Source organism: Blautia sp. LMAG:89 (genome assembly GCF_008679485.1).
Lineage (GTDB): Bacteria > Bacillota > Clostridia > Lachnospirales > Lachnospiraceae > Blautia_A > Blautia_A fusiformis.
Genome location: NZ_NANC01000004.1, coordinates 557,697 through 570,636, shown reverse-complemented (window position 1 = coordinate 570,636; position 12,940 = coordinate 557,697). Strand labels below are relative to the sequence as shown.

Genomic DNA, 12,940 nt, shown 5'->3' with positions numbered 1-12,940 from the left:
AGAAGGTTGAGGTTGGGAAATCTCAACCTTTCTTTAACTGAAAAATTTTTAATTTGCACAGGAGAGAATGAATGAGATCATCGAATATCGGCGGACAGGCGGTCATGGAAGGCATCATGATGCGCCACAAGGACAAATATTCTATCGCAGTGCGCCGCCCGGACCAGGAGATCGAGCTGAAGGTAGAGGATTATAAATGTATCTTCGGAAATCACGCATTTCTGAAGAAACCGATCATCCGTGGTGTGGTAAGCTTTGTGGATTCTCTTGTGGTAGGCACGAAATGCCTGATGTATTCTGCGGAGATCGCAGGAGACGAGGAAGATGAGGAAACAGCCAGGAAGAATGAGCAGCTTACAGAAGAAGAGCGTTCTGCAAAGAAAGCCAAAGAGGATAAGCAGTTCAAGTGGCTTCTTTACATTACGGTAGCTACCTCCATGGTGGTTTCTGTGGCTGCTTTTATGTTTCTTCCGTATGTACTGGCTAGTTTGATCCGAGGGGTAGGTGCTTCGGAATTTCTGGTCACCATAATGGAAGCCTTTGTGAAGCTGGCACTGTTTATGGGATATATGTTCCTGATTTCCAGAATGAAGGATATCCAGAGGACATTTATGTATCACGGTGCGGAGCACAAATGTATCAACTGTGTGGAGCATGGTCTGCCTCTGACGGTAGAGAATGTGTTAAAGAGCTCTAGGCTTCATAAGCGCTGTGGAACAAGCTTTCTGTTTCTGGTCATGCTGGTAAGTATTGTGCTGCATTTTGTGTTTGTGGCGGTGCCGTTTTACTGGGTGAGACTGCTGGGAAGACTTCTCATGGTACCGGTAGTTGCGGGGATTTCCTTTGAGATCATCCAGTGGGCAGGAAGAACAGACAGTAAATTTGCGGGCATTATGAGTAAACCAGGTCTTGCCATGCAGAAATTCACCACAAAGGAGCCTACTGCAGATATGGCAGAGGTAGCCATCAAAGCAGTTGAGGCTGTTTTTGATTGGAGAGCCTATCTGAAAGAGGAATTTGACCTGGACATCCCATATGAGACAGAGGAGACAGAAAATGCAGACTCTTGAGTCCCTTCTGAAAAAAGGAACAACAATACTGAAAGATAACGGATTGGAAGAAGCCGGGCTGGATGCCTGGCTCCTTCTGGAATTTAAGACCGGAAAGAATCGGGCATATTATTTTGCGCATGGAGATGAACCGGTGTCTGATGAGACCGCAGCAGAGTATCTTACGCTGATCGACAGGCGGGCAGGACATATTCCTGTACAGCAGCTGACTCATCAGGCTTTTTTTATGGGCTATGAGTTTTATGTAAATGAAAACGTGCTGATCCCGAGACAGGATACGGAGACTCTGGTGGAAGAGGCATTGAAACACCTTGGGGATGTGGAAAAACCGGAGATCCTGGATATGTGTACCGGCTCCGGCTGCATCCTGCTCAGCCTTCTTCTGGAACGGCAGGATGCCTGTGGGACCGGTGTGGATGTTTCACCGGAAGCACTGGAAGTGGCAAAAAAGAATGCAGGTATTCTAAAGGTGGAGAACCGGGCGGATTTTGTGGAAAGCGATCTGTTCTCAGCACCGTATTTTTGTGAAAAAGGTGGAAAAGATAGTGGGAAATATGATATCCTTATTTCAAACCCGCCTTATATCGCAACAGAAGAAATTGAAACACTGATGGAAGAAGTCCGCCTTCATGATCCGAGGAAGGCCCTTGACGGAATGGAAGACGGGCTTTATTTTTACAGAAAGATCACAGCAGAGGCCGGAAGGTACCTGAAACCAGGCGGATGGCTTCTGTATGAGATCGGCTGCACCCAGGGGGAGGCGGTCAGTACAATGATGAAAGCAGCCGGTTTTACCGGGGTTCAGATCGTAAAGGATCTGCCGGGCCTTGACCGTGTGGTGCTTGGACAGAAACAGGAGGAAATACATGTTTGATAAACTGGATGATCTGCTGGTACGTTTTGAAGAGCTTCTCAATGAGCTGGGAGAACCGGGAGTAACCGACGATCCGGCACATTTTCAGAAGCTGATGAAGGAGCAGAGCGACCTGCAGCCAATCGTTGACGCATATAAAGAATATAAGAAAAACAAGGAAACCATCGAGGACAGTCTTTCCATGCTGGAGAGCGAGAAGGACGAAGAGATGCGTGAGATGTTGAAGGAAGAGCTTTCCGATGCAAAAAAGAGAGTGGAGGAGCTGGAGCATGAGCTGAAGATCCTTCTTCTTCCGAAGGACCCTAACGACAGCAAGAACGTTATCGTTGAGATACGTGGAGGTGCAGGCGGTGATGAGGCAGCACTTTTTGCAGCAGAGATTTATCGTATGTATGTGAAATACGCGGAGTCCCGCCGCTGGAAAACCGAGATGCTCAGCCTCAATGAGAACGGCATCGGCGGCTTCAAGGAGGTTACCTTCATGATCAAAGGTGAGGGTGCATATTCCAGACTGAAATACGAAAGCGGTGTTCACCGTGTACAGCGAGTACCGGAGACAGAGTCCGGCGGAAGGATTCATACCTCTACCTGTACGGTAGCAATCATGCCGGAGGCGGAAGAAATTGATTTCCATCTGGATCTCAATGAGTGTAAATTCGATGTGTTCCGTGCATCCGGAAACGGTGGTCAGTGTGTCAACACCACAGACTCCGCAGTACGTCTTACTCATATCCCTACAGGAATCGTGATTTCCTGCCAGGATGAGAAGTCTCAGCTTAAGAACAAGGATAAAGCACTTCGTGTGCTCCGTTCCCGTCTGTATGAGATGGAGCTTGCAAAACAGCATGACGCTGAGGCAGAGGCAAGGAGAAGTCAGATCGGTACAGGCGACCGCTCCGAGAAGATCCGTACCTATAACTTCCCTCAGGGACGTGTAACAGACCATAGGATCAAGCTTACCCTTCACCGTCTTGAGAATATCCTTAACGGAGATCTGGATGAGATCATTGACAGTCTGATCGCAGCAGACCAGGCAGTGAAGCTGACAAAGCTGAATGAACAGGAGTAAGCGCTGATTACAGCTACAGAGTTCAAAAAATTATAATAAATCAGGAGGAAACGAAAATGAAAAAGACAGCATTGGTGATCATGGCAGCCGGTATCGGCAGTCGTTTTGGAAAAGGAATCAAGCAGCTTGCACCGGTAGGCCCGAAGGGCGAGATCATTATGGACTATTCCATCCATGATGCACTGGAGGCAGGATTCAACAAGGTCGTATTTATCATCCGCAAAGACCTTGAAGATGAATTCAAAAAAGTGATCGGAGAGCGTATCTCCAAAATTACAGAAGTTGCTTATGCATTCCAGGAGATCGACGATCTTCCGGGCGATTTTACAAAACCGGCGGACCGTACCAAGCCATGGGGAACCGGACACGCTGTACTGGCAGCAAAGAAAGTCCTTTCCGAGCCATTCGCTGTAATCAATGCAGATGACTACTACGGAAAAGAAGCCTACGTAAAGGTGCATGACTACCTGGTACAGGATCATCCGCAGGATGGCCCGATGCACATCTGCATGGCAGGTTTCCGCCTTGGAAATACATTAAGTGACAACGGAAGCGTCACAAGAGGAGTGTGCCATATTGAGGACGGCAAGCTTGTGGGCGTTACAGAGACACATAACATCTTCAAGACAGCAGACGGCGCAGAGACAAGAAATGACGATGGTACAGCAGAAACACTGGATACAAAGAACCTTGTTTCCATGAATATGTGGGGACTGACACCGGAATTTATGGAGATCCTTGAGAAAGGCTTCGTTGAGTTCCTTGGTGGGATCAAAGAGGGAGACATCAAAAAAGAGTATCTTCTTCCTGAGCTTATCGACCAGCTGATCCATTCCGGAAAAGCAGCGGTAGATGTTCTTGAGACAAAGGACGAGTGGTTCGGTGTTACCTATCAGGAGGATAAGGCATCTGTACAGGCTGCATTCAAAAAACTTACAGATGACGGCGTTTATCCGGAAGGACTGTATCAGTAATAAAGGAGAACATTATGGGTAAATATTTCGGAACAGATGGTTTTCGTGGTGAAGCAAATGTAAAACTTACAGCAGATCATGCATTTCGCGTGGGACGTTATCTCGGCTGGTATTACGGCAGAGATCACAAGGCGAAGATCGTGATCGGCAAGGATACAAGAAGAAGCAGTTACATGTTTGAGTATGCCCTTGCGGCAGGACTTACCGCATCCGGAGCAGATGCCTATCTGCTTCATGTGACCACAACTCCAAGTGTATCCTATGTGGTACGTACAGAAGATTTTGACTGCGGTATCATGATTTCCGCAAGCCATAATCCGTTTAATGATAATGGAATCAAGGTCCTTAATGAGAACGGACAGAAGATTTCCGCAGATATTGAAGCACGTATCGAGGCATATCTGGACGGCGAGATCGAGGAGCTTCCGCTGGCAACCGGAGAAGATATCGGCTGTACTGTGGATTTTGCATCCGGAAGAAACCGTTATATCGGACATCTGATCTCTATCCCATGCCATGATTTCAAAAATATCAAGGTTGGGCTGGATTGCTCCAACGGAAGCTCATCCGCCATTGCCAAGAGCGTTTTTGACGCACTTCGTGCAAAAACCTATGTGATCAACAATGAGCCAAACGGAACCAACATTAACCGTGGCTGCGGTTCCACACACATTGAAGTTCTGAGACAGTTCGTGGTAGATAAAGGCTTGGATATCGGTTTTGCATACGATGGTGATGCAGACCGCTGTATCGCCGTAGACCACCGCGGAAACATCATTGACGGTGATAAGATCATGTATGTGTGCGGCAAATATTTAAGAGAGAAAGGCCAGCTCAACGGAAATACAGTTGTAACAACCGTTATGTCCAATCTTGGTCTTTACAAGTCTCTGGAGCGTGAAGGCATCGACTATGAGCAGACTGCAGTTGGTGATAAATACGTTGCCGAGAACATGATGGAAAACAATTACAGTATCGGTGGTGAACAGTCCGGACATATCATCTTCAGCCGCTATTCCGCTACCGGTGACGGGATCCTGACTTCTCTTATGATCATGGAGGCATGTGTGGATCAGAAGGCCACACTCTGCGACCTTGCAAAGGAGATGAAGGTTTATCCGCAGCTTCTCCGGAATGTGCGTGTTTCCGACAAGAAAACAGCACTGGAGAACGAAAAGGTAAAAGCAGCCATTGAGGCAGCCGCAGAGGCACTTGGTGATGACGGACGTATCCTGGTACGTGAGAGTGGTACAGAGCCGCTGATCCGTGTTATGGTAGAAGCGGGAACGGATGATCTCTGCCATAAATATGTAGATAGTGTTGTTGATGTGATGGAAGCCGAAGGGCTTGTTGTAGAATAAGGAATTCCATGAAAAAAACAAAGACCGTATTGATTCTTGCAGCCGTTACAGGAGCCTTGCTTCTGGGCGGCTGTGGCAGTGAAAAAACAAAAATATATGAACAGGCCGGAAAGGATCTTTCCCAGGGAAGCTACAAGTATGCCCTGGAGGAGTACCAGAGCTCTATCCAGAACGGAGTGAAGCTGGCACAGTCCTATCGCGGGGCAGGTATCGCAAGCTTGCGTCTTGGCAAATATGAGGATGCGGTGAATAGCTTCACGGAAGCTCTGAACTGCGATAAAGTAAGCAAAAGCCTTCGTAAGGATATCCTGTCCTACCGGGCTACTGCAGAGCTGAAGTCTGGAAAATACGAGGATGCCATGGCAGACTGCCAGACACTTGGAGAAGATTTTTCCATGGATGCAGGCAGTTATTTCCTCACCGGAAAGGTTGCCCTTGCCATGGATTCCTACGAAGAAGCCGCATCTAACTTCAAACAGGCCTATGGAGAAGATTCCACCTATGATATGGCGATCGAGATCTATGAGGCATATCTGGACAAGGATATGGAAGCGGACGGAACCAGATATCTGGAAGCTGCTCTTTCTTCTGAGGCCAAAGATGCCCAGGACCACTGTGACAGAGGCCGTGTCTACTACTATATGGAAGACTACAGCAACGCAAAAAAAGAGCTTCTGGAAGCAACCAAGAAGGATAATACGGAAGCATTGCTTCTTCTGGGAATGGTATATCTGGCCCAGGATGATGTGGAAAATGCCCAGGCAATGTACAAGCAGTATATTTCCGCAGTGGGTGATTCCGCCAAGGGCTATAATGGTCTGGCACTGTGCGATATCCGAAGCGGAGATTATGATTCCGCTCTTGATAACATCACAAAAGGCCTTCCGACAGCTACCACAGACGAGATGCAGAGTCTTCTGTTCAATGAGATCGTAGCCTATGAAAAAAAGCTGGATTTTGCTACTGCACTGACCAAGGTCCAGGAATATATTGAGATGTTCCCTGAAGATTCCGCTGCAAAAAAAGAGCGGGCTTTTCTGAAAACCAGAACGTCTTCGGAGGGCTGATATGGAATATTTTGAGGAAATACAGGACAGGGTTATCCTGATCGGTGTCCAGGCAGATCGGGGGGATGACATGGAGGAATCCCTGGATGAGCTTGGAGAACTTGCGGCTACGGCAGGTGCGGCGGTTGCAGGCAGGATCATTCAGAATCGTGAGGCCGTACATCCGGGCACCTATATCGGAAAAGGCAAGATCGAAGAGGTAAAAGGTCTTCTCTATGCCCTGGATGCCAATGGTGTGATCTGTGACGATGAGCTTTCTCCTGCCCAGATGAATAATCTGGAGCGGGAGCTGGAGTGCAAGGTTATGGATCGTACCCTGCTGATCCTTGACATTTTTGCGAAGCGTGCCGTCACAAGTGAAGGCAAGATCCAGGTAGAGCTTGCACAGCTTCGTTACCGGTCTGCACGTCTTGTGGGACTACGTTCTTCTCTTTCGCGACTTGGAGGAGGAATCGGAACCAGAGGCCCTGGTGAGAAAAAGCTGGAGACAGACCGTCGTCTGATCCGGAACAGGATATCCGCACTGAAGCAGGAGCTTTCCCAGGTGGAAAAGCACAGAGAGCTGATCCGTTCCAGAAGAGCGGTGGGAAATCTGAAGACAGCAGCCATTGTTGGCTATACCAATGCAGGAAAGTCAACGCTTCTGAATACACTGACAGGCGCCTCGGTGCTTTCGGAGGATAAGCTGTTTGCCACACTGGATCCGACTACCCGTCTTCTGACACTGGATGACGGACAGCAGCTTCTTCTTACGGATACCGTAGGCTTTATCCGCAAGCTTCCCCACAATCTGGTGGAAGCCTTCAAGAGTACCCTGGAGGAAGCCAAATATGCGGATTATATCATTCATGTGGTAGATGCATCCAATCCTCAGGCGGAGATACAGATGCATATCGTATATGAAACCCTGAAAGAGCTTGGTGCTCTGGGAAAAAAGACGATCACACTTTTTAACAAGCAGGACCGTGTTTCCGGGGAGAGCTTTCGGGATCTCCGAGCAGACCATACGCTGAAGATTTCCGCACGGACAGGAGAGGGGCTTGAGGAATTTAAGCAGCTTCTTTCTGAGATACTGGCAGAAGGACAGATTTATATGGAACGGCTTTTTCCTTATTCGGAGGCCGGTCAGATCCAGCTGATCCGTGAGTATGGACAGCTTCTTTCGGAAGAGTATACCGAAGGAGGGATTGCTGTAAAAGCAAGAGTTCCGCGGGAAATCTATCCGAAAGTCACATAATGTTAAAATATCTACTCAGTACCATATATAGTACCGTGAACAAAATGGGCACTATATATGGTGCTTTTTATGTTGACGCAAAGAGGCGTGTCTGATACAATAAGCCTACAGCGCTTTGAACACAGATTGTGAAACGGAGTGTGTTCGTAAGCAGGCAAGTGAGGCGGAATGGAATATCCGCTTATAAATAAATGCATGAGGGAGGCATTTTCTTATGTTTCAGGTAGTAAAAAGAGACGGTGAATTAGACGAATTTAAAATGGGGAAGATCACCGCGGCAATTGACAAGGCATTTGATGCCAAAGGTAAGAATTACAGTTCGGATATGATCGATCTTCTGGGACTTCGTGTTACAGCGGATTTTCAGAATAAGATCGAGAACAACCGGATTTCTGTTGAGGATATCCAGGACAGTGTGGAGAACGTACTGATCCAGGCCGGATATTCTGATGTTGCCAAGGCGTATATCCTTTATCGTAAGCAGCGTGAGAAGATCCGCAATATGAAATCCACCATCCTTGACTATAAAGAAATCGTAAACAGCTATGTAAAGGTTGAGGACTGGCGTGTAAAGGAGAACTCAACGGTTACTTATTCTGTAGGAGGTCTGATCTTAAGCAACTCCGGAGCAGTTACCGCAAACTACTGGCTGTCTGAGATCTACGACAACGAGATCGCAGATGCACACAGAAATGCAGATATCCATATCCATGATCTGTCCATGCTGACCGGTTACTGTGCAGGCTGGTCCCTGAAGCAGCTGATCCGAGAGGGACTTGGTGGTATTGAGGGTAAGATCACTTCTGCACCTGCAAAGCATTTAAGTGTACTCTGCAACCAGATGGTAAATTTCCTGGGTATCATGCAGAACGAGTGGGCGGGCGCACAGGCATTTTCATCCTTTGATACTTATCTGGCACCTTTTGTAAAGGCAGACAACCTTTCCTATCCGGAGGTTAAGAAATGCATTGAGTCCTTTGTATATGGCGTAAATACTCCAAGCCGCTGGGGCACTCAGGCACCATTTTCCAACATTACACTGGACTGGACCGTTCCGGATGACCTTGCAGAGCTTCCGGCTATCGTAGGCGGCAAGGACATGGATTTCAAATATAAGGACTGTAAGAAAGAAATGGATATGGTCAATAAGGCATTTATCGAGACCATGATCGAGGGAGATGCCAACGGACGTGGATTCCAGTATCCGATCCCGACCTACTCCATCACAAAGGAATTCGACTGGTCTGATACCGAGAACAACCGTCTTCTCTTTGAGATGACTTCCAAGTACGGTACTCCGTATTTTTCCAATTATATCAACAGTGATATGAAGCCAAGCGACATCCGCAGCATGTGCTGCCGCCTCCGCCTGGATCTCCGTGAGCTCCGCAAAAAGAGTGGTGGATTCTTTGGCTCCGGTGAGAGTACAGGCTCTGTAGGCGTTGTTACCATCAATATGCCGCGTATCGCATACCTTTCCAGAACGCCGAAGGAATTTTATCAGCGCCTGGACCACATGATGGATATCTCCGCAAGATCTCTTCATATCAAGAGAGATGTGATCAGTAGGCTTCTGGATGAGGGACTGTATCCGTACACGAAGAGATATCTTGGAAGCTTTGACAATCATTTTTCCACCATCGGTCTTGTGGGAATGAACGAAGCGGGCTTAAATGCCTGCTGGCTGAAAAAAGACATGACAGATCCGGAAACCCAGAAGTTTACAAAAGAGGTTCTGGAGCATATGAGAAGCCGTCTTTCAGACTATCAGGAGCAGTATCCGGGAGAGCTTTTCAACCTGGAGGCAACGCCGGCAGAGTCCACTGCATACCGTCTTGCCAAACACGACAGAAGCCGTTATCCGGATATCAAAACAGCAGGAAAAGAGGGCGACACTCCGTATTACACAAACAGCTCTCATCTGCCGGTTGATTACACTGCGGATATTTTTGACGCACTGGATATTCAGGACGATCTGCAGACTCTGTATACTTCAGGAACCGTATTCCATGCATTCCTTGGGGAGAAGCTTCCGGACTGGAAGGCAGCGGCAGCGCTGGTACGTAAGATCGCAGAGAATTATCGCCTGCCCTATTACACCATCTCACCGACCTATTCCGTATGTCAGGAGCACGGCTACATCAGTGGCGAGCATTTCACCTGCCCGAAATGTGGAAAGAAGGCTGAAGTTTACAGCCGTATCACAGGATATTACCGCCCTGTACAGAACTGGAATGATGGTAAGACCCAGGAGTACAAGAATCGTACCCTCTATGATATTACCCATTCCCAGCTGAAAAAGGTCCACACCAGTGTGATGACCATGAAGGGTGACGAGGTGGAGATCCAGCCTGTGGAATCTCATAAATATCTTTTTACGACCAGCACTTGTCCGAACTGCCGTATGGCAAAGAAAATGCTGGAAGGCGAAGAACTGGAGATCATCGATGCTGAGCAGAATCCCGAGCTTGTCAAGCAGTATGGGATTCGTCAGGCCCCGACGCTTGTCATTACTGACGGGGCGAAGGTTAGGAAGTATGTGAATGCTTCTAATATACAGAAGTATGTAGACGAAGAGTTGGATTGAGTTTTTTGCCAAAATAACTGTAAGTAAAAAATGGATGGCTGGACGCATGTCTGTTGGATGTGTGTCTGGCCTTTTTTATATTGGGAATTTTATGTTATGATATTTTATGTTTGAGATTTGGGGACTGGAAAAGATGGTTGACATTTCATGTCGAGATGGGTATACTTATACCTAAATTTAATGATTAAAAGCGTTACGCTTTAACGTATGAATGTATACGCGAAACGCTCCATCCCGGAAGGGCCCCGCTGGGGAAGGGATTCACTTCCACCAAATTTCATGCTAAAATAAAAAAAGAAAATAAAAAAGAATAACAGAAAAGAGGAAAATTATTATGGTAAAACAGAACATCGTCTTCGTAGAAAACACTCCAGGCAGTCTTCAGAAAGTTACAAAGATTCTTGCAGAGAATCAGATCGATATCTACGGTTTCGGCTGCTTTGACGCACCGGAGTTTGCAAACTTCCGTATGGTATGCGACAATCCGGAAAGAGCAGATGAGATCATGGCTGAGCATGGATACATGACTCGTATCACACAGGCTATCTTGGTAGACCTTCAGGATGAGATCGGTGGGTTAGACAAGCTTCTTAGTGTCATGGGCGACAGCAACGTAAACCTTCATTACATCTACACCTTCTTCCACAGAGGCCTGAAAGTTCCGGTAGCGATCATGCACTGTGAGGATCTTCTGGTTGCAGAGAGTGTTCTCCGTAACAATGGATTCCAGGCTCTGAACCGCCTGGTAGATCCGGATGGAGAAGCAGAGGCGTAATCAATCGCATAAAAGGGACAAACAGGAATGAAGTATCGTATTTTTATTGTAGAAGATGACGAAACAATCGCGAATCTTCTGAAAAAGCATCTCAGTTCCTGGGGATATGACGTTTTTCTGGCTGAGGATTTTTCCAATATACTGCAGGAATTTGCGGGGAAAGATCCTCAGCTTGTTCTTCTGGATCTGAAACTTCCATTTTATAATGGCTTTCACTGGTGTGAGGAAATCCGAAAGGTTTCCCAGGTGCCGGTGATCTTCATCTCCTCCGCAGCGGATAACATGAACATGGTCATGGCCATGAGCCGTGGAGCCGATGACTTTATTGCCAAGCCTTTTGATATGGACGTACTGGTGGCCAAGATCCAGGCAATCCTCCGCAGAACCTATTCCTTCGGAAACCCGGGAAATGTCCTGGAACATAAAGGCGCGGTTCTCAATCTTTCCAGAGCGACACTGACCTGGAACGGGGAGGAGACGGAACTGACCAGAAATGAACTGCGTATCTTGGAACTGCTTTTTTCCCAGGCAGGGAAACCGGTATCCAGAGATGCCATTATGACAAAACTGTGGGAAAGTGACAGCTTTGTGGATGACAACACCCTGACCGTAAACATTACACGCCTTCGCAAAAAACTGGAGGCGGCAGGCCTTGTGGATTTTATCATCACGCGAAAAGGTCTTGGATATATGGTGTGAGGTTTTTATGGAATCATTTCGAGCATATTTAAAACAGACAAAAATTTTTTTCATCGCCTGTGTTTTTATGGCGGCTGTGTCGACAGCAGTGATCTGCCTGTACCAGCTTCCCCTGGAGGCGGCGGTCTATCTGGCAGTTCTGTGGCTGGGAGCAGGAGCTGCCGTTTTTTTATACGGTTATGCCTGTTACAGACAGAAGGTGCAGAACTTAATCCTGGTGGAAAAAGCTCCGGAGATTAATCTGGGCCGGCTGGGCGAGACCACCGATGAGGTGGAGCTTCTTTACAGGGATATCATCCGGAAACTGGACGGCATGCGGATGGGTGCGGAGACAGAACGGCAGCGTTCTCTGGAAGAAATGACCGATTACTACACTATGTGGGCACATCAGATCAAGACGCCGATCTTTGCTCTACGCCTGCTGATTCGGGAGGAGCCGGAGGAGAACCGGGAGTCCCTGGCACAGCTTTTTCGCATTGAACAGTATGTGGAGATGGTGCTGGGCTACCTTCGCACGGAGGACATGTCCGCCGATCTGAAGCTGACCCGATGCTCGCTGGATCGGATCATCCGGGAGCAGATCCATAAATACGCAGGGATCTTTGTGTCAAAAAAGCTTTCGTTATCATATGAGGGGACAGATGCGATCGTTCTTACCGATGAAAAATGGCTTGGTTTTGTCATTGGACAGATTCTTTCCAATGCGTTGAAATATACAAGAACGGGCGGCATTGAAATCTGGCTGGAGGATGAGCGTGGAAACAGGGTATCTGAGAATCCAAATTTGAAGCAGAATACGGCCCCGGGGATTTGTAATACGGCCCCGGCAACTCTGGTCATCGCAGACTCCGGCATCGGAATCCAGCCGGAGGATCTTCCGCGCATCTTCGAAAAAGGCTACACAGGCGTCAATGGACGGGAGGACAACCGTGCTACCGGGATCGGTCTGTATTTAAGCCGGAAGATCCTGAGAAAACTGGGTCACGAGATCACTGTGGATTCCCAGGTGGATAAAGGCACGGAAGTTCGGATGAGCCTGTGGAAAAAAGATCTGGAGATGTATTAACCTTACACAAATGTAAGCTTCCTCCGTAAAATGTAAGCCACTTCGATGGCAGCCGCCGGAGAATTTTCTTATACTGAAACCATAACATAGCGTTTCGGGTAATTCTTACATCAGGTTCGATTGCTTTAGAACATGATGCACGACTCCCTGGATCGCTGTAA

General features: G+C 47.6%; 11 protein-coding genes. All 11 read left to right on the top strand.

Going from position 1 to position 12,940, the window contains the following annotated elements; all coding sequences use genetic code 11:
* The first annotated feature begins 71 nt into the window (after positions 1-71).
* The 11 genes from CCC70_RS06640 to CCC70_RS06590 all read left to right on the top strand — a co-directional run bounded on the left by CCC70_RS06640 (position 72) and on the right by CCC70_RS06590 (position 12,779).
* Complete coding sequence (locus tag CCC70_RS06640; RefSeq protein ID WP_118752739.1) at positions 72-1,070, top strand: DUF1385 domain-containing protein; 999 nt, start codon at positions 72-74, stop codon at positions 1,068-1,070.
* Positions 1,057-1,944 carry a peptide chain release factor N(5)-glutamine methyltransferase gene (prmC, locus tag CCC70_RS06635; protein WP_022426857.1) on the top strand — a complete coding sequence of 296 codons (888 nt, stop codon included), beginning with the start codon at positions 1,057-1,059 and terminating at the stop codon, positions 1,942-1,944. Before CCC70_RS06640 ends, prmC begins: the two co-directional genes overlap by 14 nt.
* Complete coding sequence (gene prfA, locus CCC70_RS06630; protein ID WP_015526148.1) at positions 1,937-3,013, top strand: peptide chain release factor 1; 1,077 nt, start codon at positions 1,937-1,939, stop codon at positions 3,011-3,013. The genes prmC and prfA overlap by 8 nt, the downstream gene beginning before the upstream one ends.
* 56 nt (positions 3,014-3,069) lie before the next feature.
* Positions 3,070-3,987, top strand: coding sequence for a nucleotidyltransferase family protein (locus tag CCC70_RS06625; RefSeq protein WP_270391276.1), 918 nt, complete (start codon positions 3,070-3,072; stop codon positions 3,985-3,987).
* Positions 3,988-4,001: 14 nt separating this feature from the next.
* Positions 4,002-5,348 carry a phosphoglucosamine mutase gene (glmM, locus tag CCC70_RS06620; protein WP_015526146.1) on the top strand — a complete coding sequence of 449 codons (1,347 nt, stop codon included), beginning with the start codon at positions 4,002-4,004 and terminating at the stop codon, positions 5,346-5,348.
* An 8-nt stretch (positions 5,349-5,356) separates the two neighbouring features.
* On the top strand, positions 5,357-6,415 hold the full coding sequence (locus CCC70_RS06615) for a tetratricopeptide repeat protein (RefSeq protein ID WP_022426860.1): 1,059 nt from the start codon (positions 5,357-5,359) through the stop codon (positions 6,413-6,415).
* Position 6,416: 1 nt separating this feature from the next.
* On the top strand, positions 6,417-7,652 hold the full coding sequence (hflX, locus tag CCC70_RS06610) for a GTPase HflX (protein WP_118608153.1): 1,236 nt from the start codon (positions 6,417-6,419) through the stop codon (positions 7,650-7,652).
* A 214-nt stretch (positions 7,653-7,866) separates the two neighbouring features.
* Positions 7,867-10,239, top strand: coding sequence for a ribonucleoside triphosphate reductase (locus CCC70_RS06605; protein ID WP_118608152.1), 2,373 nt, complete (start codon positions 7,867-7,869; stop codon positions 10,237-10,239).
* Positions 10,240-10,573: 334 nt separating this feature from the next.
* Entirely contained in the window at positions 10,574-11,014 is a 441-nt protein-coding gene (locus CCC70_RS06600; RefSeq protein ID WP_278603382.1) for an amino acid-binding protein, read from the top strand.
* A gap of 27 nt (positions 11,015-11,041) precedes the next feature.
* Positions 11,042-11,713 (top strand): response regulator transcription factor, encoded by a 672-nt coding sequence (locus CCC70_RS06595; RefSeq protein WP_022426863.1) that lies wholly within the window; start codon positions 11,042-11,044, stop codon positions 11,711-11,713.
* A gap of 7 nt (positions 11,714-11,720) precedes the next feature.
* Positions 11,721-12,779 carry a sensor histidine kinase gene (locus CCC70_RS06590; RefSeq protein WP_118608151.1) on the top strand — a complete coding sequence of 353 codons (1,059 nt, stop codon included), beginning with the start codon at positions 11,721-11,723 and terminating at the stop codon, positions 12,777-12,779.
* Positions 12,780-12,940 lie beyond the last annotated feature (161 nt).

Excerpts from the sequence above, each read along its gene's own strand:
- CCC70_RS06640 (WP_118752739.1), top strand. The coding sequence starts at position 72 with ATGAGATCATCGAATATCGGCGGACAGGCGGTCATGGAAGGCATCATG.
- prmC (WP_022426857.1), top strand. The coding sequence starts at position 1,057 with ATGCAGACTCTTGAGTCCCTTCTGAAAAAAGGAACAACAATACTGAAA.
- prfA (WP_015526148.1), top strand. The coding sequence starts at position 1,937 with ATGTTTGATAAACTGGATGATCTGCTGGTACGTTTTGAAGAGCTTCTC.
- CCC70_RS06625 (WP_270391276.1), top strand. The coding sequence starts at position 3,070 with ATGAAAAAGACAGCATTGGTGATCATGGCAGCCGGTATCGGCAGTCGT.
- glmM (WP_015526146.1), top strand. The coding sequence starts at position 4,002 with ATGGGTAAATATTTCGGAACAGATGGTTTTCGTGGTGAAGCAAATGTA.
- CCC70_RS06615 (WP_022426860.1), top strand. The coding sequence starts at position 5,357 with ATGAAAAAAACAAAGACCGTATTGATTCTTGCAGCCGTTACAGGAGCC.
- hflX (WP_118608153.1), top strand. The coding sequence starts at position 6,417 with ATGGAATATTTTGAGGAAATACAGGACAGGGTTATCCTGATCGGTGTC.
- CCC70_RS06605 (WP_118608152.1), top strand. The coding sequence starts at position 7,867 with ATGTTTCAGGTAGTAAAAAGAGACGGTGAATTAGACGAATTTAAAATG.
- CCC70_RS06600 (WP_278603382.1), top strand. The coding sequence starts at position 10,574 with ATGGTAAAACAGAACATCGTCTTCGTAGAAAACACTCCAGGCAGTCTT.
- CCC70_RS06595 (WP_022426863.1), top strand. The coding sequence starts at position 11,042 with ATGAAGTATCGTATTTTTATTGTAGAAGATGACGAAACAATCGCGAAT.
- CCC70_RS06590 (WP_118608151.1), top strand. The coding sequence starts at position 11,721 with ATGGAATCATTTCGAGCATATTTAAAACAGACAAAAATTTTTTTCATC.